Genomic DNA, 20,830 nt, shown 5'->3' on the forward strand with positions numbered 1-20,830 from the left:
CCGGTTGACCGGAGGGCGGGATTGGTCTAACCCGCCGCCATCCTTCCTTTCGTTCGGACACCCTCCACGATGAAGCGTATCTTCTCCGGCGTTCAGCCGACCGGTAACCTGCATCTCGGCAACTATCTTGGCGCGATCCGCAACTGGGTTCAGCTGCAGAAGGACTACGAAAGCATCTTCTGCGTCGTCGATATGCACGCGATCACCGTGTGGCAGGACCCGGCGGAACTGACTCGGACCACGCGCGAAGTCACGGCGGCCTACATCGCCGCCGGCATCGACCCCGAAGCCTGCATCATCTTCCACCAGTCCGCCGTGCCGGGGCACGCCCAACTGGCGTGGGTGTTCAACTGCGTCGCCCGCATGGGCTGGCTGAACCGCATGACGCAGTTCAAGGAAAAGGCCGGCAAGCACAAGGAAAACGCCTCGGTCGGGCTGTTCGCTTATCCGGACCTGATGGCGGCGGACATCCTGCTGTACAAGGCCACCCATGTGCCGGTGGGCGAAGACCAGAAGCAGCACCTGGAGCTGACCCGTGACATCGCCCAGAAGTTCAACAACGACTTCGGGCGCGAGGTGTTCCCGATCACGGAGCCGTTGATCCTGGGCACCGCGACGCGCGTCATGTCCCTGCGCGACGGCTCCAAGAAGATGAGCAAGTCCGAGACATCGGATTTTTCGCGCATCAACCTGCGTGACGACGCCGACCTGATCGCCCAGAAGATCCGCAAGGCCAAGACCGACCCGGAGCCGCTGCCCAGCGAGATCGCAGGCCTAGAGAACCGGCCGGAAGCCGCGAATCTGGTCGGCATCTTCGCCGCCCTGTCGGACTCGACCCGCGAGGCGGTGCTGGCCGAGCATGGCGGCCAGCCCTTCAGCGCCTTCAAGCAGTCCCTGACCGACCTGTCCGTGGAGGTGCTCGGCCCCATGAACGCCGAAATGAACCGCCTGCTCGCCAACCCCGACGAGATCGACGCCATCCTGAAGCGCGGGGCGGAGCGCGCCCAGGCCATCGCCGGCCCGATCCTGGACGAGGTCTACGAGACGGTCGGCTTCCTGCGTCCCTGACGGGACACGGCCGGGGTCCTTCCAAGGCGCGCCCATCGGAAACGCGGCCATCGCGCGCGGCTCCCTCGGGCGCGCGGGTTGCGGGGGCGGGGGTGTCCGGCCTATATCGACCCCGTTCCGGTGCAAGGAGGACGACACGCATGGTTCAGGTCGAGATCTATACGAAATCCAGTTGCACGTTCTGCGCCAAGGCCAAGGCCTGGATGCAGGAGCACGGCATTTCCTACACCGAGCACGATGTGTCCACCGCGGCGGCCTTCACCGAGATGAAGCAGCGGCTGCCGGACGCCAAGACGGTGCCGCAGATCCTGATGGATGGTCACCTGATCGGCGGATACGACACGCTGAAGCAATACGAGCAGGCGCTGCTCGAAAAGCTGAAGGCCGCAGGCGCCGCCAGCTAAAGGGGTCGGCCGGGCCGGGAGCCGCGCCATGCGCCCCCCCGCACCGGCCCTCCCCTTTCGGCGGCGCGGCGCCCCGGCCCGAACGGAGCCCGTTCCGCCATGCTGACCGTGACACCGACCCTGGCGATTCCCGACACCGAGATCGAGGAGACCTTCGCGCGCGCCTCCGGTCCCGGCGGCCAGAACGTCAACAAGGTCGAGACGGCCGTGTGCCTGCGCTTTGACGTGCGCCGCTCGCCGTCGCTGCCCGACGCGGTGCGGACCCGGCTGGAACGGCTCGCCGGGCGGCGCTTGACGCGCGACGGCGTCCTGGTCATCAACGCCGACCGCTTCCGTCAGCAGGAGCGCAACCGCGCCGATGCGCGGGAACGGTTGGCCGAGCTCATCCGCCAAGCCACATATGTGCCCCGGTCGCGCACACCGACCCGCCCCGGCCGCGCCGCGAAAGAGCGGCGGCTGGCCAGCAAGGCCCAGCGCGGCCGCACGAAATCCCTGCGCGGCCGCCCGAACCTGGATTGAGCCAGAACGGATACTGGTTGGTGTCGTGATACCGGCGGGCGCCGCAGCCTTTACCGGCCGCGCTTCGGATCCACCGTGGGGCGCCGAACAGCGCGGCGCCGGTGAATGGCCACCGCCACACCCACATAACACGCGCCCAGCAGAAAAAACACGGCGACCGATGTGCCGAACGCGGCTAGGTCAGCATCACGCACGCCAAGCGCAGTGTAAGCATCGTGGCTGAGATAAAACAGAAGAAAGCAGCCGACCAACGACGACATAATGTACACGCTCAGGAGGACGGTGCCTGCCATGTCAATAAAAAATTGGACTAGATATGGCATAACGCGCTTCATTTAAGGGCGTCCCCAATTTTTACAAATGCCCACAACTTAAACTGAGATTTTACTCGATTGCGCACTATATTAAATAAATTAAGCAAGACCATTCTCTAAAAGAAAACACAAAAAATCAAGAGATTAAGCTCTCAATCTATTATATATGCTTGGATTAGTCGCCCGAAGCCTGTGCGAGGCATTCGATGCGCGTTCAAGAACACCCTGTGCCAACACCACGCCCGCAACAGACCCAACCCCAAATCGAATTGCAAATGTTGTGATAGCCCGCGCAACCATTTTTCTTGCGATCAACGTACCAAATGTAATGTGTCAGAACCATCCCGGCTCCGAGACGGGACACCGTGCACCACCGCTTTCCCAATATCGAACAGGCGCATCCGACACCCTCTCCGCAATGATCGGCTCGGGCATCATTGCACGCAAAGAGGGTTGGCCAGCCGGAGCTGCGCGCTCACGCACCGTTCCGACACGCGGCCGCCCCGCGACATACCGAGACGGATAAGGCTGGGCGTGTCCGCGCTCCCAAGCAAGCGCGGGAGCGCCCCGCGCGGGGCCGGATCAGCCGTCGGCGGTGATCCGCGCCACCAGTTCGGCCATCACGTCGCGGGCCTTGTCGTTGGCGATCTGGCAGGTTCCGGCGGCGTGATGACCGCCGCCGCCGTATTCCAGCATCAGCGCGCCGATGTTGGTGCGGGAGGACCGGTCGAAGATCGACTTGCCGACCGCGAACACCGTGTTCTGCTGCTTCAGGCCCCACAGCGCGTGTATCGACACGTTGCACTGGGGATAGAGCGCGTAGACCATGAAGCGGTTGCCGGCCCAGATGGTCTCCTCCTGACGGAGGTCCAGGACCACCAGGTTCCCGTGCACCGTACCGCAGCGCTGGAGCTGATCCTTGAAGCGCTCCTGATGCTCCATGTACAGGTCGACGCGCTCGCGCACGTCGGGCAACTCCAGGATGGCATCGATGCCGTGATCGAGGCAGCAGTCGATCAGCGTCATCATCAGATCGTAGTTGGAGATCCGGAAGGTGCGGAAGCGGCCCAGGCCGGTGCGCGCGTCCATGATGAAGTTCAGGAGTTCCCAGCCTTTGGGATTGAGAACCTCGTCCTTGTCGTATTGGGCGGAATCGGCCTTGTCGACCGCTTCCATCATCTCGTCGGAAATGCGCGGGAACGCCGTTTTGCCGCCGAAGTGCTCATAGACGACGCGCGCCGCCGACGGTGCCAGCGGATCAATGATGTGGTTGTCATGGCGGCCAACGCGGACCGTCTCCGACAGGTGGTGGTCGAACGCGAGATGGACGCCGGGCACGTATGGCAGGTTCGTCGTGATATCGTTGCCCGTGACGTCGATCTTGCCGTCCTGCATATCCTTCGGATGGACGAACTTGATCTCGTCGACGAGGTCGAGTTCCTTCAGCAGCGCGGCACAGACCAGACCGTCGAAATCGCTGCGCGTCACCAGTCGATGCTTGGCGTCCGCCATGCCCGTTTCTCCTTTTGTACGGCGCGTCGTACCGCCTGTTGTCCGGGCCCGTGAACCGCCCGACCGCGCGCGGAGTCCGCAGTGCACGGTCCGGTCTGGCGCGCATCGCCCAGCCGCACGCGACCAAAGCGTTTGTCGGCACCACAAAGCCCCTTTTGGGCCTCACGCCGAGCTCCGTCATACTGTAGCCTCGGGGCGGGGCGCAAGCGCGGTTGGACGACAGCGCTGTCAAACCCTGGAATGCCCCCCGCAGTGGCACACTGGCGTCATAGAGCAGGACGGACGACAGCGCAGGACGCACCCGGACCCCATTCGGGACTCCCTGCCCGGCGCTTGTTGCCGGCCGCCGAGGCCGGTACGGTGTCGCCCCCTTCAGCCAGGACCGCCTCCGATGCCCCTGACCGCCTGTCGCCAGCCCCCCGCCCCCGCCGTTCGGTCCGCGCCACACCGCCGTCGGACCGTGCCGGCCGTGGCGACGGCCGTGGCCGCGGCGCTTCTGCTGACGGCCTGCGGGGCGCCCTTCGTCGATGCCCGGCGCGAGGCGGGCAGCACCCAGACCGTCGGCGCCTCCTCGCCCGACGCGCCGGTCGTCTGCTACGCCAAGGGCGAGACGTCTCCGGCCGAGGTCGCCGCCCTGGCCAACGCGGTCTGTGCCGAGACCGGCCGCGCCGCCCGCTTCGACAGCGAGGACCTCTTGCAGTGCCGCCTGATGCAGCCCTGGCGGGCTCACTTCACCTGCGTCGCGCCGGACGCCCCCGGCGCCGGCACCCAACCCCCGGGCCCCGGCGGGCGCGACTCCGGCCGATCACCCTCTTTTCGGGGCGATTCTGGGGGGCGCAATCCTGCGGACGGCTCCGTCTATCCCGGCGGGCATCTTCCGGCACCCCCTCGTCTTTAAGGACTCCCGCCGCCCCCGCCCCGCCGACACGGAATCGTGAACCGCCACGGAACACTTTGCCAGGGAACGAAAACACGCCTAAGATGGCGCTATGACGAAAGGCTAGGTTCAACAGGGCTTCAGCGAGGCCCCGGCCTGAGCGAGTGAGGGACGGAGCGCGGCAAGCGTCGGCACACGGCCCGCCGCCCAGAGACATGAGGCTCCGGTGAGAATTCTGATCGCCGACGATCACGGCTTGTTCCGGGACGGACTGCGCCTGGTGCTGACCGAATTGGATCCCGCGTTGGAGATTCTTGAGGCCAGCACCTTCGACGAAGCCATCACCCGGGCCTCGGAGCCGCCCGGCGTTGATCTCGTGCTGCTTGATCTCGTGATGCCCGGCATGACCTGGAACGAGGGGCTGACGGCGCTGAAGCAGCGCGTCGGGGAGACCCCGCTGGTCGTGCTGACGGCGGCCGAGGACCGGCGGCTTGTGGCCGACGCGGTGCGGCTCGGCGCCTCCGGCTTCATTCCAAAAACGTCGAGCAGCAAGGTGATGATCGGCGCGCTGCGTCTGGTCCTGTCCGGCGGCGTCTACCTGCCGCCGGCCTTGCTGGAGGACGGCGAGGTCGCCAGCCTGAAGGCCGCCCTGCCCCTCGGCATGAATTCGGCCGAGGCCATGGCCGATCCCGCCGCCACCGCCATGAACTCCCCGGCGGCCGCCAGCCTGACCCCGCGGCAGCGCGAGGTTCTGGGGTTGCTTGGGCAGGGCAAGTCCAACAAGGAGATCGCCCGTGTCCTCGACCTGTCCGAGGGCACGGTGAAGCTGCACGTCACCGCCATTCTGAAAGCGCTGAAGGTCCACAACCGGACGGGCGCGGTGGTGGCGGCGGCGCGGTTGGGCTTCCCCACGGGCGGCGGGCCGGCGCGGGCCGGAGGCGAGCCCCTTCCGTGACCCTCACCGACGGACCGCTGGCGCGTTACCGCGCCCTGCTTGAAGACGGCACGCTACGCCCCGACACCGCGCAGGAACACGTCGTGCATCGACTCGATGCGCTGGCGGCGATCCTGCCCGCGCATGACCGTAACCGCCCGGCCGGGAAGAGCGGCCCCAGCGGCGGCGGTCTGCTCGGCCGGCTTCTGCCCGGACGCTCCCGCCGAACGGCCGAGATCGACGCGGCCATGGCCCCGCGCGGGCTGTACATCCACGGCGCGGTCGGACGCGGCAAGTCCATGCTGATGGACCTGCTGCATAGCGGCGCCGCGCTGGAGCGCAAGCGCCGCGTCCACTTCCATGCCCTGATGCGCGAGGTCCACGAGACGCTGCACGCATGGCGCCGCGCGGGTCAGGACGGCCGCGACCCGCTGGTGCGGCTGGCGGACCAGATCGCGGACGCCGTCACCCTACTGTGCCTCGACGAGATGGAAATCCGCGACATCGCCGATGCCATGATCGTCGCGCGCCTGTTCGAGCACCTGCTGAATCGAGGGGTGGTGGTCGTGACCACCTCGAACCGGCATCCGACGGACCTGTACAAAGACGGGCTCCAACGCGAGAAGTTCATCCCCTTCATCCACCTGCTGGAGGCGCGGCTGGATGTTCTGGAACTGGACGCGCAGCAGGACTACCGCCTGGGTCGTCTGAGCGGGCAGACCGTCTATCACGCCCCCCTGAATGCAGACAGCGCGGCGGCCCTGGAGCGGATTTTCAACGCCCTGCTCGATGGTACGCCGGAAGCCCCCGACACCGTGACCGTGCAGGGCCGGACCGTGCCCGTCCCGCGTGCCGGCAACGGCGTGGCGTGGTTCGGGTTCGACGACCTGTGCGGCCGGGCGCTCGGGGCCAACGACTACCTGGAAATCGCCAGCCTGTACGAGGCCGTCATCCTGGACGGCATTCCGGCTCTGGGGCCGCGCGACCGGGACCGCGCGCGTCGTCTGGTGCTGCTGATCGATGCCCTGTACGAGCACCGCACGGCCCTGATCTGCTCCGCCGCCGTGCCGCCGACGGAGCTGTACACCGAAGGCGAAGGCCGGTTCGAGTTCGACCGCACCGTCTCCCGCCTGATCGAGATGCAGGCCGCCGACTACCTCGGCCGCCCGCACCTGCTGGATCGGCACGGCGCGGGGGCATAGCGGCGAAGGGCGCAGCACCCCCTACCCTTTCCCATACCCCCCGCCCCCCGGGGTTTCGATGACGAAGACGTCGCCCGGGGCCATGGCCGTGGAGTCCGTGGGGCCGAGCTCTTCGACGGTGCCGTCGGCGCGTTCCACCGTGTTGCGCCCACAGGCCCCGTCCGCGCCACCGTGCAGGCCGAACGGCGGCACCCGGCGGCGGTTGGACAGGATGGCGGCGGTCATGGCCTCGCGGAACCGCAGGCGGCGCACCACGCCGTCGCCACCCCGCTGGGCCCCCGCGCCGCCCGAGCCCGCCCGCACTCGGAAATCGTCCACCAGCACGGGGAAGCGGAATTCCAGCACCTCCGGGTCCGTCAGGCGGCTGTTGGTCATGTGGGTGTGAACGGCCGACGCGCCGTCGTGGTCCAGCCCGGCCCCGGCCCCGCCGCAAATCGTCTCGTAATACTGATAGTGGGCGTTGCCGAAGGTCAGGTTGTTCATGGTCCCCTGGGCGGAGGCCAAGACCCCAAGCGCGCCGTACAGGCAGTCCACCACCGCTTGGCTGGTCTCCACGTTGCCGGCGACGACGGCGGCCGGATAGGCCGGGTTGAGCATACAGCCCTCCGGCACGCGGACCTCGATCGGCTTCAGGCAGCCCTCGTTCATCGGGATCGGCTCGTCCACCAGGGTGCGGACCACATACAGCACGGCGGCCCGCGTAATCGGCTTCGGCGCGTTGAAGTTGCCCGGCTGCTGCGGTGACGTGCCGGTGAAGTCCACCACCGCGCTGCGCGCCGCCTTATCCACCGTGATACGGACGTGGATTTCGGCGCCGTCATCCATGGCGACGGTGAACGCGCCGTCCTCCAGCACGCCCAGCACGCGACGCACCGTCTCTTCCGCGTTGTCCTGGACGTGGCCCATATAGGCGCGCACGACCTCCAGCCCGAAGTGATCGACCATGCGGCGCAGCTCCTGCGCGCCCTTTTCGTTGGCGGCGATCTGGGCCTGAAGGTCGGCGATGTTCTGATGCGGGTTGCGCGCCGGCCACGCCCCGCCCTCCAGCAGCGCCAGCAAGGCCGCCTCGCGGAACCCGGCGTCGGCGTCCACCAGGTGGAAAGCGTCGATCAGCACGCCCTCTTCCTCGACGGTGGTGGAGGTCGGCGGCATGGACCCCGGCGTGATGCCCCCGATGTCGGCCTGATGGCCGCGCGCCCCGACGTAGAATAGGATCTCGCGCCCGTCCGTGTCGAACACGGGGGTAACCACGGTGACGTCGGGCAAGTGGGTGCCGCCGTTGTAGGGGGCGTTGGTGACAAACACGTCCCCCGGCCGCATGGTGCCCGCATGCACCGCCATGATGGCACGCACGGACTCGCTCATGGAGCCCAGATGCACCGGCATATGGGGCGCGTTGGCGATCAGATGCCCGGCGCCGTCGAACACGGCGCAGGAGAAGTCCAGCCGCTCCTTGATGTTCACCGAATAGGCGGTGTTTTGCAGCGTGGCGCCCATCTGCTCGGCGATGTTCATGAACAGGTTGTTGAACACCTCCAGCATCACCGGATCGGCCTGGGTGCCGATGGCGTGGGCGCCGGCCCGCGCCTCCGCCCGTTCCAGCACGATGTGGCCCTTGCCCGTGAAGGCCGCGCGCCAGCCCGGCTCGATCACCAGGGTCCCGGTCGGCTCCACGATGATCGCCGGCCCGGCGATGGTGTCCCCGGGGCGCAGGTCGTCGCGGTCGTGAATGGGGGCGTCGTGCCATTGGCCGCCGCTGAACAACCGCCGCCGGTCGCGCGGCTCGGGATCGCCGTCGCGGGCGGGCCGGTCCAGATCGGCCTCGTCGATCGCGACCGAGGTGGCGATGGTCTCGGTGGAGACGGCCTCGATGACGATCAGCTTGTCCAGAACGAAGCCGTAGCGCGCCTTGTGCACCTCGGCAAAAGCGGTCGCCATCGCCTCCGCCGACCCGGCGTCCACGACCAGCGCGGTGTCGGAGCCCTGATAGCGCAGGTGCGCCTTGCGCAACACCGTGACGTCGGTCTCGTCGAGGCCCTGGCGGGCGATGTCGGCCCGCCCCTCCTCGGCCAGGTGGCCCAGGGCCACCGCCGCGTCGGTCGCCCCAGCCTCGTCCAGCGCCGCCTCGACCGCGCGCTCGCCCATCGTGCGCACGTCCGCCAACCCCATGCCGTAGGCCGACAGCACGCCGGAGAACGGATGCAGGAACACCGTGGACATGCCGAGCGCATCGGCCACCAGACAGGCGTGCTGCCCGCCTGCCCCACCGAAGCAGACCAGCGCATATTCGGTGACGTCGTAGCCACGCTGGATGGAGATGGTCTTGATCGCGTTCGCCATGTTCTCGACCGCGATCTTCAGGAAGCCCTCGGCCACCGCCTCGGCCGGGCGGCCATCCCCGATCCGCTCGGTAATGGCGGCGAACCCGGCGCGGGCGGCCTCGGCGTCCAGCGGTTCGTCGGCGTTGGGCCCGAACACGCGCGGGAAGTAATCCGGTTGCAGCTTGCCCAGGACCACATTGCAGTCCGTCACCGCCAGCGGCCCACCCCGCCGGTAGCACGCCGGGCCCGGGTTGGCCCCGGCGCTGTCCGGACCAACGCGGAAGCGTGCGCCGTCGAAATGCAGGATGGAGCCGCCCCCCGCCGCCACGGTGTGGATGCGCATCATCGGCGCCTGCACCCGCACCCCCGCCACCTGGGTGTCAAACGTGCGCTCGTAATCGCCGTCGTAGTGCGACACGTCGGTGGAGGTGCCGCCCATGTCGAAGCCGATCAGCTTGGTGAAGCCGGCCATCTCCGCCGTGCGCACCATGCCCACGACCCCGCCGGCCGGGCCGGACAGGATGGCGTCCTTGCCCTGGAACAGCCGGGCGTCGGTCAGGCCGCCGTTGGACTGCATGAACATCAAGCGGACGTCGCCCAGGTCCCCCGCCACCTGATCGACGTAACGCCGCAGGATCGGCGACAGGTAGGCGTCCACAACGGTGGTGTCGCCACGCCCGACGAGTTTCATGAGCGGGCTGACGGTGTGGCTGACGGAGACCTGGGGGAACCCGACCGCGCGAGCGATCGCGGCCACGCGCGCCTCGTGCTCCGGATAGCGGTAGCCGTGCAGGAACACGACGGCGGCCGCGCGGATGCCGTCGTCATAGGCCGCCTGAAGACCGGCGCGGGCGGCGTCCTCATCCAGGGGCAGGATCTCCTCGCCCTCGGCGGTCATGCGCTCCGGCACCTCCACCACGCGCTCGTACAGCACCTCCGGCAGCACGATGGTGCGCGCGAACAGGTCGGGGCGGTTCTGCGTGCCGATGCGCAGGGCGTCGCCGAAGCCCCGCGTGGTGACCAGCACGACCCGGTCGCCCTTGCGCTCCAGCAGGGCGTTGGTGGCGACCGTGGTGCCCATCTTCACGGCCTCGATCCTGTCCGCCGGAATGGGATCGTCCGGCCCCACCCCCAATAGGTCGCGGATGCCCTGAAGGGCCGCGTCGGCATACTGCTCCGGGTTCTCGCTCAGCAGCTTGTGCGTGACCAGGGCACCGTCCGGCCGCCGCGCCACCAGGTCCGTGAAGGTGCCGCCCCGGTCGATCCAGATCTGCCACAGGTCCGACGTCTCGGCGGCCTGGGGGGCGTTGCGGGATGGGGTCGGCTGGGACGATCCGGCGGCGGGGGACGCGGGGGACGCGGGGGACTCGGTCATCGACAGGCGGTCTCCGGACGCAAACAGGAGCGAAAGCCAACGAAGCGACAGCGTGGCGTTATATCAGGTTCGCCGGAACGTGACGCGCCCGAACCGGCCCCACCGGAGAAGGCCGATAGCCGAGTCATCTGTCCACTCGCTTTGATAGACGACCCGACACCCTGAGCGACTCCGGTTTGGACACAGAAAACGCTTCAAAAACCAAACGCACCCAAACGGTCCGACACATTATACGCACGAGACCAGGGATATAAAAAATAGGAGAGGTTCATTTCTCGACCCGAGACAGCAGACGGAATTCTATAATTGCGAGCACATCAGGGTCCCTTTTTTCTTTTCACATTTGGTTGCCCTCCGATGTCCGGTATAGATGGTATCGGACACACAAAAAGCGTTTGCGCCAATCGCGCGGCCCGGAGGCAATGCATATGGTCCGGTTCACGTCAATTCAGCTTAAGATCGCATCCCTGTCCGGTGTGTGTCTCGTCGTCTCAGCCCTTCTGCTGGTCACCACCGGTGTCATTGTCGCCAACCTCAATGCTGGGTTCGTGGCGGACGAGACAACCAATGAGATGGAAGGCAACGCCGAAGACCTTTTGCTCTCCACCGCCGAAGCGCAAAGCGGCGCGATCCGCGCCGAGTTGATCGATGCGTTGACAACCGCGCAAACCCTGGCCGATGCCTTTACCGTCATGGCCGCCGCGGACCGTGCGGTGACCACGCCGCCCGATGTGCGCCGCGCGCAGGTGAACGCAATCCTGCGACATGTCCTGCTGAACAACCCGGCCTTCAACGGCACCTATTCCGCCTGGATGCCCGACGCCATCGACGGGCGCGACGCGGACTTTCGCGGTCAACGGGACCAGGGAACCGACGACACCGGACGGTTCCTTTCGTACTGGACCCGCCAGGATGGCAAGCTCGGACTTCAGGCCCTGGTCGAATACGACAGCGACAGTCGTCATCCCAACGGCTTGCGAAAGGGTGGGTGGTTTCTAGGCCCGCAAGAAACGGGACGCCCCAGCGTCCTCGGGCCGCTGCCCTATGTGGTGCAGGGGCGGAAAGTGTATCTGGCCACGTTCTCGGCCCCCATCATCGTGGACGACACGTTCTTGGGGGTGGCGGGGGCCGACTATGACCTGACGTTCATCGCGGACCTGGCTGAGCGGGTCAGCGCGTCGATTTTTCGGGGCCAGGGCGAAGTGGTGATCCTAAATGAAGAAGGCCTGCTGGTGGCCCACTCAAAACACCCGGACATGGTCGGCCAGTCCGCTGAATCACTCAGTCCCGACTGGTCGTCCGACCTCGCCGTGATCCGCGCGGCCGAACCGACGGTTTCGAGCGACGAGCGGTCCGATACCCTGCGCGCCTTCGCCCCCCTCCAGTTGGGCGACACCGGCATCAATTGGGCGGTGTCGATTCAGGTGCCCCGGTCTGTGGCCCTCGCGGAGGCGGCCCAGTTGGCCGAGAACCTGAGCGAGCGAAATACGACCGCGGTGATGATCCAGATCGCCATGGGTCTGGCCGTGACGGTGGTGGGCATCGGACTTATGTGGGTTCTGGCGGGGAGTCTCGCACGCCCGCTGAAGGACAGCGCGCGCTTCGCCGAAGGCATCGCCGATGGTGATTTCGAGCGCACGCTGACCGTGACCTCGGAAGACGAGATCGGCGTTCTGGGCGGGGCCCTGATCAAGATGCGCGACGACCTGAAGGCGTCCATCGCCCAACGGCTTGAAGACCAGAAGGCCGCCGAGAGCGCCCGGCGCGCGACCATGCTTCAACTCGCGGATGACCTTGAAAGCAGCGTCAGCGATGTGGTCCGTCAGGTCGATAGTGTGGCGCAGCGCATGACCACCGCAGCCTCCGCCATGAACGAGGCGGCCAAGCGCGGGGCGGAACAGGCCACCGGCGTCACCTCGGCGGCGGAGCACGCCAGCGGCAACGTCCAGGCCGTGGCGGGGGCCACCGAAGAACTGTCGGCGTCCATCCGCGAGATCGGCCAGCAGGTCAACACCTCCGCCGGAATCGCCAGCAAGGCCGCCAAGGCGGCCGGAGAGGCCAACGCGCAGGTGCTGGGGCTGACCGCCGCCGCAAACAAGATCGGCGCGGTCGTGCAAATGATCACCGACATCGCGAACCAGACGAACCTGCTGGCGCTCAACGCCACGATCGAGGCCGCCCGCGCCGGTGATGCGGGCAAGGGGTTTGCCGTCGTCGCTGGCGAGGTCAAATCCCTGGCGAACGAGACCGCCAAGGCGACCCAGGACATCAGCACCCAGGTTCAGGACATGCAGCGGGTCACGCAGGAAACGGCCGGCCTGATCGAGAACGTCGGAACCGTCATCGATCAGGTGAACGCCATTTCCGCCACCATCGCCGCCGCCATGGAGGAGCAGGACGCCGCGACACAGGAGATTTCCCGCAACGTCAGCGCCGCGGCTGACGGCACCGGCAACGTGTCCTCGACCATCGGCATGATGAGCCAGGATGTGCAGGCCTCGGGCGAACAGGCGCACGCGCTGCTCGGGGTCGCCAGTGACCTGACGCAGGAGGCCAGGAACCTGGGCGCGGCCCTGCGGCAGTTCCTGGAAAAGATCCGCCGGTCCTGAGACCCACCCGGCGTCTCGCCAACCGGCACGAAAGGGACCTTTTTCTTAGAGCCGGCTCACGTTCAAAAGGGGGCCACTCTGTGCGTCCGGTTTTGAACGATCGGCTCTAAGCGGCCCCCCTCTCGCCCGCCAACACCGGTGGCGATCAGCGGCCCTCCGGCAGGGCGTAGACCACCACCTGATCGCCGACCTGATCCTTCAGGATCGTGTTGCCGCCCACGGCGAAGGCCACATACTCGCGGCCTTGGTGCTCATAGACGGCGGGCACCGACACGGCCGGCGCCTCCACGATGTCTTCCCACAGCTCGCGCCCGTCCGACAGCGCGTAGGCCCGCACCTTGGCGTCCATGGACGCGCCGATGAAGATCACGCCGCCGGCCGTGACCGCCGGCCCGCCAATGGTCGGTGACCCCAGGGACTCCGGCATGTAGAAGCCGTACTTCTGCGATGCGCCCATGGGCCGACGCCAGGACACGTCGCCAGTGTGCATGTCAATGGCGACCAGTTCCCCGAACGGCGGCGCCCAGCACGGCATGCCGAGCCAGTTCATGGCGACCTTCAGCGACATGCCGAAGGGCGCGCCGGTCTGCGGATAGAACCCGCTCTCGTTGCCCGACCCGCCGGTGTGCGTGTCGTAATCCGCGCGGCTGAAAAGCTGGATGTACTGCACGATGTGAGAGGTGTTCACGATCGCGGTCTGACTTTCGGGATCGAACGCCACGCCGCCCCACTGCACCCCACCCGAACTATCGGGGTAGGCCATCACGCCCGCGCCCTCGGTGGTCGGCGGACTGTACATGCCGTCGTAGTGCAGCCGATCGAACAGCGCCGAGCATTCTCCGAACCCCACCGCGTCGGCGATCCACCACACGTCCGGCTTCGTGGACTGGTCCAGCAGCGGCGCGGGCTTGGTGGGGAACGGCTGGGTCGGGGCGTACACCTCGCCGGGCACGGCACCGGACGGGACCGGCCGTTCCTCGATCGGCCAGACGTCCTCGCCGGTTTCCCGGTTCACGACAAACAAGAAGCCTTGCTTGGTCGCCTGGATCAGCGCCGGGATCGTCGTCCCGTCCACGGTGATGTCGACCAGCGTCGGCGCCGAATTGGTGTCGTAGTCCCAGATGTCGTGATGCACCCATTGCCGGGACCACACCACGTCACCGGTCTCGATATCGACGGCGGTGGTGGAGGTCGCCAACGGAATGGATTCGGTCCGGTTGCCGCCCCAATAGTTCGGCGACGGACTGGAGATCGGCAGGTAGACCAGACCGCGCTCCTCGTCTGCGGACATGGCGGTCCAGACGTTGGCGGTGCCGGTCTTCTCCCGAATGTCCTCCGGCAGGGTCGGCAGCACCCACTCCACCTCCCCGGTCCGGGCGTTGAGCGAGAACACCGACCCAGGCGGCGCCTCCGCGAACGCCCAGTCTTTGCCGGCCCAGCCCAGCAACAGGTGATCGCCCACCACCGTCGGCGGCTGCAACAGCGACAGAGGCCAGCGCGCGTTGGTGTCGTTGAATTGGTTCAGGTCGAACACGCCGTTGTCGGCGAAGCCCGCGCAGGGCTGTCCCGTGTCGGCATCGACCGCAAACAGGCGCGCGTCCATGGTGCCCAGGTAGACGATCTTCTGGCAGGTCTCGCCTTCAGCGGGGTCCTCCGCCGCCCAATAGGCCACGCCCCGGTTCTTGAGCGCGGGCTGGGTCAGAGCCTCCAGGCTCGAATGCGTATCAAAGCTCCACTTTTCCTCGCCCGTCGCCGGATCAAGGGCCAGGATGCGATAGAACGGCGTACCGATGTACAGCGTCGCGTTGGCGTAAATCGGGGTGGCCGACCACACGGTCGCCGGCCGGTCGCCGGTGCCGTCCGAGATATCACCGGTGTGGATCTCCCAGACCTTTTCGAGCTGGTCCACGTTGTCGGCGGTGATCTGATCGAGCGGCGAATACTTCTGTGCGTTGAGTTGCCCGTGGAACGTATCCCAACGGGCGGTGTCCTGCGCCAGCGCGGGCGCGGCGAGGCCGGCGGTCAGCAGAAGTCCGGCGAGCCCGGCGCGATGACCGTGTCTCATCCCGACACCTCCGTGCGGCTGTGGGTCCGTGCCCCAATGCCGGTCAGGCTGACCAGCAGCGCCATCAGCCCGAGGGCCATGGCCACGAGCACGCCCCATTCATGCAGGAAAAAGGCAGCGATCGCCGTCCCGACGAGAGCGACAAACGCCAGCGCATGCAAGACATTACGCCAGCCGGGGCGCCGCGAGACCACAAGACCGACCGCCGAAACAAGCACCGCCGTCGCCAAAGCAATCGCGATAGCCGCACCCGCGGTTCCGGTCACACCGGTCAATGGCGTCGCATATGTGTAAAGGGCGAGCCCCAGTCCTACGGCGGCCGCCAGACCGAGCCCGTAGGCTCCCACTCTGCCGTTACTCATTGTAATTCCTTTGGCGCAATGAACCCACTTTCGAGTCCATTTAGCACCTATTGGGATTACATCAAGGGCCTCACCCGACCGGCCCACCGCATCAGCAAAGGACCGCGACCATGATCGAGCATGTGATGGCCCCGGGCGCCCCCACCCCCGTGGCCCCGTTCAGTCACGCCGTCCGCGCCGGGGATTACCTGTTCGTCACCGGGCAGATGCCCACCCTGCCCGGCGGCGGCCTGACCCTAGTGGCCGGCGGCGTCGAGGAACAGACCCGCCGTGTGATGGATAACCTCGCGCTGGTGCTGGAGGCCGCCGGCGCGTCCTGGCCGGACGTGGTGCAGGTGCGCGTCTACCTCACGGATTTTCCGCGCGACTTCGCCGCCATGAATGCCGTGTACGAGACGTATTTCCCGCCTGAGCTGCGCCCGGCGCGCACCTGTGTCGGCGTCACCGCACTGGCGGTCGATGCCCTGGTGGAGATTGATTGCATCGCCTGGGTGCCGCAGACCTGAGCGCGGCGCCGATTTACCGCCGTTCCAGCGCATAGCGGGCCGCCAGAGCCTCGTAGGTGTCCAGGAACAGGCGCTCGGCCTCCCGCGACGGCATCGGATGCAGGGTAACGTCCGGCAGGGGCTTTTCCTTGATCCCCAACAGCGTGCGCACCTCCGTCGGCTGGAACCCGGCCAGTTGCACCGCCTCCGTCGCGCCGGCGATCAGGTCCGCGCGCTTGACGATGGCCTTGCGCTCCAGATCCAGGCGGCGCGGCAGGCCGAACCGCATATGGACCGCGACCATCAAGCGGTCCTCGACCTCCTTGAACACGTCGCCGACCACCGACTTCAGCGGCGTGATGAGGTCGTGGGTCACGTACTCCGACGCATCGTGCAGCAGCGCCGCCAGTTCAAGGCTCGTGTCGCGCCGGGGGGCCAGCAGACGGCGGACGATCTCGACCACCAGCACGGAATGCTGCGCCACGGACCATGCGTGATCCCCCGACGTCTGCCCGTTCCAGCGCGTGTTGCGGGCCAGACCCAGGGCAACGTCGGCAATCTCGATATCCAGCGGCGACGGCTCGATCAGGTTGAGCCGCCGGCCGGACAGCATGCGCTGCCACGTGCGCGGGGCATGGGCCGCGAGGCGGGCCTGGGTCTCGGGCCGGGTGCGGGGTGGCGGCGCAGGCTCGGCCGGCGCACCGCGGCGTGGGCTGCGGCTGGATAGGGAGGGTGTGGTGGCCATGGGATCAGGCGGCCTCCCCGGCAGCAGTCTCGTCCCCGCCGTCGTCGGTCTCGTTGGCCGGTTCGGGCGGCGCGTCGAAGTTGAAGCAAAGCTGACCGTTCTCGTCCTCGGTCGGGATCAGTTCGTAGGCCATCGCGGTCATGCGGGGCATGACCTGCATGGGCGCCTGCTCCTCCATGGGCACGGACTCGCGCATCTGCATGCGGACAAAGGTGAAGGCCGCCAGCACGATCCCCACCACGACGATCATCGCGAACAGGCCGTGCGGCCCCATCAGGTCCATGATGACGGAGCCGACGATCGGGCCGATGACCGCGCCGATACTGTAGGCCAGCAGCAGCCCCCCGGAGGCCGGCACCATATCCTCCGGATCGATCCAGTCGTTGGCCAGGGCCGCCGACAGCGGATACAGCGTGGACGCCAGCGCGCCGAACAGCGCCGCCAGGGTCAGCAGCGCGATGGTCGGGCCGAAAGCGTTCAGGTCGAGGTTGGCCAGCCCGAGCCCCGCCAGCCCGGCACAGACGGCCGACAGGCACAGGGCCACAACAATGATGACCGGCCGGCGGTCGAACCGGTCGGAGATCCAGCCCAGCGGCCATTGCAGGATCAGGCCGCCCAGAATGATCGCCGACATGAACGCGGCCGTCCCGGACAGGTCGAGCCCGATCTGGCGGGCGAACAGCGGTCCCACGCCGTAGAACGCCCCCAGCGCGACGCCCGACGACAGACAGCCGATCACGCCCGTGGGCGAGATCGAGACCAGCGTCCGGAATCCGAATCGGCGCGGCGTCGGCAAGGCCGGCCCCTTCACCTTGGTCAGAGCCACCGGCACCAGCGCCATCGACAGCAGGATGGACACCAGGGCGTACAGCACGTAGCCGCCGGTCTGCCCGACACCGAGCAGGAACTGCGCGATGCCCTGCGACAGGTAGGTGGCGATCATGTACATCGACAGCACGGTCCCGCGCGTTTCGCGCGTCGACACCTCGTTCAGCCAGCTCTCGGTGCACATCAGCAGGCCGGCGCAGCAAAAGCCGGCGATGACGCGCAGCACCCCCCAGAAGATCGGGTCGCTGAAAAACGCATGCGCCAGCGCCGCGGCCGAGAACGTCGAGGCCAGAGCGGCGAACGCCCGGATGTGTCCGACCCGATGGATGACATGAATGGCCAGGATCGACCCCAGCACGAGGCCGAGGAAGTAGCCGGACATGACCAGCCCGCTGATCGTCGACGGCAGGTCCCGCGCGGCGAGGTTGACGCCCAGCAGGGTGTTCAGCAGACCCTGACCGAGAAACATGATGCCGACACTGACCAACAGCGCGGCGACGGAGCGGAACGACAGCCACATAACACGGGCTCCCATGGGGGACGGGCAGCGACGACGGGAGACACGCGCCCGGCGCGAGCAAGGGGATCAGAACACGGCTGGCGGCACGGACATCCGTCCACGTCCCGCGCCACGCGAAACAACGCTTAGGCGGCGCGATCGAGCCGGCGCGGGATCACCTGACACTCGATCCAATTTCGGACCTCGGTCAGGCGCGTGCGGGGATCGAGCACATCGGCGTCGACTCCCAGGCGCCAAGCCAGATCCGCGCGCCCCGCCGGGTCGTCGGCCAGCGCCTCGCACTCCGCAACGTGGCGATCCAACGCCTCCCGATCCGCAAACATCCCGCGGGCGATGAGGGTGTCCGCATAGCGGCGGCACAGGCGTCCGATCTCGCGGATATCGAATTCCGGGTGGTACTGCACGCCCCAGAAGGTCCCGCCCCGATGGCGGATCTCGGCGGCCTGGACCACGCTCATCGCGTTGCCGGCCAGGACCGTGCAGTCCGGCGGCCGGCGCGTCACCTCGTCGGTGTGGATGGCGACGGCGTCGAACACCGGCGCGCGCCCCGCATACAGGGGATGCGCCCGCCCGCCGTCGGTCAGGAGAATCTTGCGCGCGAGGCCGACCTCGCGCCCGCGCGGGTTGGCGGCCACCGTGCCACCGGCCGCGACGGTCGCCACCTGAAGCGCCCAGCAGCTTCCGAAGAACGGCACACCCTGCCCGAACACCACATCGGCCAGGGCGATCTGACGCGCGACTTCCGGCGTGTGATCGTCGTAGACATTCAGCGCGGAACCGGTCCAGGCGACCGCGTCGACCTGCCCCCAGTCGATCCCGGCCGGCAGATCGCTGCCGTCCGCGTCCGTGGGGAAGACGGTCTCGACCCGGGTGCCCGCCGGGCTCAGGGCCTGAAGTGTCCGGGCATACAGCGCGCTGGCGACCTGCGCACCCGCCTGCGTCGCCGCGTCGCGCGCCTCGCGCGGGTTCCCCTCCACCAGCAGGAAGCGAAGCGGCGGGCCCTCCACGGGACGGACGGCGGTCAGGGGATCGGACACCGGGCGATCGGTCACGCCAACACTCTCCACACGGCCACGCCCCAACCATGGACCCTCTGAACGGGACCTCCGGACGCGACCCAGATCATCCAAGGACCGGACGATGCCCGAGCGTCGGCACACGATCAAGCCTACTTTCACGCCCGTTTTGGCCGAAACAACGCCTCGGCAGCGGCAACCGTCGGCGCCACCTCCGCCGGACCGTCCAGAACCGGGTCGTCCAGGGGAAAGCCGGGCGCCGCCGGCTCCAGATCCAGCACCCATAGGTCCGAATCGCGGGTCATGGCGCGATCCACGGCGGCATCGGCGGCGGCCGCGTCGGCATAGCCCGGCCCGCCCATCCGCATCCACCCGGCTGTCCCGTCGGGCAGAGTCGCGGGGGCGTACAGATCCACGGTGCCATCGGGCGCCCGCACGCGCAGCAGCAAATCACCGGCCGTCTCGTCGCCCCGCCGGACGACGGCACCGAATCCGCCCCGGGTCTCGATCAGGCGCAGAATGGCGCGAGCCCGCAGGCCCGCGGTCAGGCGGGGCATCGTCGTCCTCCCGAGTCGTCCTTACGCTCCGATACCCCAGTCTCGCGCCCAGCGCAGTCCAGTGCGCGTCTCGCTCCGAGGGTGGTAGGCGCACCCGACCCAGCCGCCATAGCCATGGGCGTCGAGTTGGTCGAACAAATAGCGCCAGTTGACCTCGCCCAGCGCATCGGGCTCGTTGCGGCCGGGCACACCCGCAATGCGGACATGCCCCAGGTGCGCCACGGCATCCTCCAGGGTGTCGGTCAGCGCGCCACATTCCATCTGGGCGTGGTAGAGGTCGAACAGAAGGCCGAGATGCCGGTTGCCGATCTCCTCGACCACCTGGAGCGCGTCCTCCGGCCGCGTCAGGAACGCACCGGGCACGTCCACCGGATTGACGGCGCCGATCAGCACCCGCAGGTCCCGCTCCGCCGCCGCGGCGGCCGCGTATGCAAGGTTGTCCATGAAGGTTTCGAGGGCCGGCCCCCAGTCCTCTTCCGGGACCACGCCCGCCATCACGACCACCGCCGGGCACTCGACGAAGTCGGCCGTCTCCAGCGCGATCTCAAGGCCGTCGCGGAACTCTGACTCGCGGCCCGGTACCGCCGCCAGCCCGCGCTCTCCGGCGCCCCAGTCCCCGGGCGGCGCGGTGAGTGTCACCGCCGCCAGTTCGGCCATGGAGATCCGGTCCCCCAGCTGCTCCAGGGGCAGGTGGTAGGGCAGCCCGAGTTCCACCCCCTTAAACCCCGCCTGGGCGGCGGCGGAAAAACGGTCGGGATAGGCGACCTCGGTGAACAGCATGGACAGGTGGGCGGCAAAACGGGGCATGCGCGGGGGGTCTCCCAGGAAGGGTAGCCAGAGCCAGGGGGGGCGATGGACGATGGTTCGGGTTCCCTTAGCCCACGGGACTCGACGGGTCTACGGCTTCCGTGACCGTCCCGTTCAACCGGCAAAATTCTCTCTAAGGGAGCACAACGACCAACCGAACCCCATAGCGCGCGTGTCAACCGCGCATGACAGACCTGTTGACCCGACTCCGGACCACTTCCTGTTGACCCACGAAGCGTTACGGAAAATATAAACCCTTTCCCATCCGTGGCGTCGTACAGTATGTCGCCCCGGCACAACACGGACGGAT

18 protein-coding genes are annotated in these 20,830 nt (G+C 67.6%); 8 read left to right on the plus strand and 10 right to left on the minus strand.

Annotation, left to right across the window (positions count from 1 at the left end):
• Window positions 1–69 precede the first annotated feature (69 nt).
• The 3 genes from trpS (at window position 70) to arfB (ending at window position 1,991) form a co-directional block, all read left to right on the plus strand.
• Window positions 70–1,068 (plus strand): tryptophan--tRNA ligase, encoded by a 999-nt coding sequence (trpS, locus tag GGD82_RS15265; protein ID WP_150062991.1) that lies wholly within the window; start codon window positions 70–72, stop codon window positions 1,066–1,068.
• Window positions 1,069–1,208: 140 nt separating this feature from the next.
• On the plus strand, window positions 1,209–1,472 hold the full coding sequence (locus tag GGD82_RS15270) for a glutaredoxin family protein (RefSeq protein ID WP_150062992.1): 264 nt from the start codon (window positions 1,209–1,211) through the stop codon (window positions 1,470–1,472).
• A gap of 99 nt (window positions 1,473–1,571) precedes the next feature.
• A complete protein-coding gene (gene arfB, locus GGD82_RS15275; protein WP_150062993.1) occupies window positions 1,572–1,991 on the plus strand; it encodes an alternative ribosome rescue aminoacyl-tRNA hydrolase ArfB in 420 nt (139 codons plus the stop codon).
• A 50-nt stretch (window positions 1,992–2,041) separates the two neighbouring features.
• Here the strand turns inward: arfB and GGD82_RS15280 are convergent, their stop codons facing one another.
• Together GGD82_RS15280 and GGD82_RS15285 are read right to left on the minus strand one after the other, a co-directional pair.
• Window positions 2,042–2,326, minus strand: coding sequence for a hypothetical protein (locus GGD82_RS15280; RefSeq protein WP_150062994.1), 285 nt, complete (start codon window positions 2,324–2,326; stop codon window positions 2,042–2,044).
• A 561-nt stretch (window positions 2,327–2,887) separates the two neighbouring features.
• Window positions 2,888–3,817 (minus strand): exopolyphosphatase, encoded by a 930-nt coding sequence (locus GGD82_RS15285; protein ID WP_150062995.1) that lies wholly within the window; start codon window positions 3,815–3,817, stop codon window positions 2,888–2,890.
• 391 nt (window positions 3,818–4,208) lie between these two features.
• On the opposite strand from GGD82_RS15285, the gene GGD82_RS15290 reads away from it, so the two are divergent.
• From GGD82_RS15290 to zapE, 3 genes are all read left to right on the plus strand, one after another.
• On the plus strand, window positions 4,209–4,715 hold the full coding sequence (locus tag GGD82_RS15290) for a hypothetical protein (RefSeq protein ID WP_150062996.1): 507 nt from the start codon (window positions 4,209–4,211) through the stop codon (window positions 4,713–4,715).
• A 205-nt stretch (window positions 4,716–4,920) separates the two neighbouring features.
• Window positions 4,921–5,649 carry a LuxR C-terminal-related transcriptional regulator gene (locus GGD82_RS15295; protein ID WP_150062997.1) on the plus strand — a complete coding sequence of 243 codons (729 nt, stop codon included), beginning with the start codon at window positions 4,921–4,923 and terminating at the stop codon, window positions 5,647–5,649.
• Window positions 5,646–6,830: a cell division protein ZapE gene (gene zapE, locus GGD82_RS15300; RefSeq protein ID WP_150062998.1), complete on the plus strand. Its 1,185-nt coding sequence runs from the start codon at window positions 5,646–5,648 to the stop codon at window positions 6,828–6,830. Before GGD82_RS15295 ends, zapE begins: the two co-directional genes overlap by 4 nt.
• A 21-nt stretch (window positions 6,831–6,851) precedes the next feature.
• On the opposite strand, the gene GGD82_RS15305 is transcribed toward zapE, so the two are convergent.
• Window positions 6,852–10,526: a hydantoinase B/oxoprolinase family protein gene (locus tag GGD82_RS15305; RefSeq protein ID WP_150062999.1), complete on the minus strand. Its 3,675-nt coding sequence runs from the start codon at window positions 10,524–10,526 to the stop codon at window positions 6,852–6,854.
• Between the two features lie 428 nt (window positions 10,527–10,954).
• Here GGD82_RS15305 and GGD82_RS15310 point away from each other — a divergent pair, with 428 nt between their 5' ends.
• A complete protein-coding gene (locus tag GGD82_RS15310; RefSeq protein ID WP_150063000.1) occupies window positions 10,955–13,135 on the plus strand; it encodes a methyl-accepting chemotaxis protein in 2,181 nt (726 codons plus the stop codon).
• A gap of 145 nt (window positions 13,136–13,280) precedes the next feature.
• Here the strand turns inward: GGD82_RS15310 and GGD82_RS15315 are convergent, their stop codons facing one another.
• Complete coding sequence (locus GGD82_RS15315; protein WP_150063001.1) at window positions 13,281–15,200, minus strand: pyrroloquinoline quinone-dependent dehydrogenase; 1,920 nt, start codon at window positions 15,198–15,200, stop codon at window positions 13,281–13,283.
• The gene (locus GGD82_RS15320; RefSeq protein WP_150063002.1) at window positions 15,197–15,562 is read right to left on the minus strand and encodes a hypothetical protein; all 366 of its coding nucleotides are present in this window, start codon (window positions 15,560–15,562) and stop codon (window positions 15,197–15,199) included. Before GGD82_RS15320 ends, GGD82_RS15315 begins: the two co-directional genes overlap by 4 nt.
• A gap of 110 nt (window positions 15,563–15,672) precedes the next feature.
• Here GGD82_RS15320 and GGD82_RS15325 point away from each other — a divergent pair, with 110 nt between their 5' ends.
• On the plus strand, window positions 15,673–16,068 hold the full coding sequence (locus tag GGD82_RS15325) for a RidA family protein (RefSeq protein ID WP_246163941.1): 396 nt from the start codon (window positions 15,673–15,675) through the stop codon (window positions 16,066–16,068).
• Window positions 16,069–16,081: 13 nt separating this feature from the next.
• On the opposite strand, the gene GGD82_RS15330 is transcribed toward GGD82_RS15325, so the two are convergent.
• The 5 genes from GGD82_RS15330 to GGD82_RS15345 form a co-directional block, all read right to left on the minus strand.
• Window positions 16,082–16,792, minus strand: coding sequence for an HD domain-containing protein (locus GGD82_RS15330; RefSeq protein WP_170284346.1), 711 nt, complete (start codon window positions 16,790–16,792; stop codon window positions 16,082–16,084).
• Between the two features lie 4 nt (window positions 16,793–16,796).
• A complete protein-coding gene (locus tag GGD82_RS15335; protein ID WP_150063003.1) occupies window positions 16,797–18,140 on the minus strand; it encodes an MFS transporter in 1,344 nt (447 codons plus the stop codon).
• 125 nt (window positions 18,141–18,265) lie between these two features.
• Window positions 18,266–19,192 carry a type 1 glutamine amidotransferase gene (locus GGD82_RS15340; protein WP_246163942.1) on the minus strand — a complete coding sequence of 309 codons (927 nt, stop codon included), beginning with the start codon at window positions 19,190–19,192 and terminating at the stop codon, window positions 18,266–18,268.
• A gap of 122 nt (window positions 19,193–19,314) precedes the next feature.
• Complete coding sequence (locus GGD82_RS21155) at window positions 19,315–19,713, minus strand: DUF1491 family protein (protein WP_150063004.1); 399 nt, start codon at window positions 19,711–19,713, stop codon at window positions 19,315–19,317.
• A 21-nt stretch (window positions 19,714–19,734) separates the two neighbouring features.
• On the minus strand, window positions 19,735–20,520 hold the full coding sequence (locus GGD82_RS15345; RefSeq protein WP_150063005.1) for a hydroxypyruvate isomerase family protein: 786 nt from the start codon (window positions 20,518–20,520) through the stop codon (window positions 19,735–19,737).
• Window positions 20,521–20,830: the final 310 nt, after the last annotated feature.

Source organism: Roseospira marina (genome assembly GCF_014197855.1).
GTDB classification, from domain to species: Bacteria; Pseudomonadota; Alphaproteobacteria; order Rhodospirillales; family Rhodospirillaceae; genus Rhodospira; species Rhodospira marina.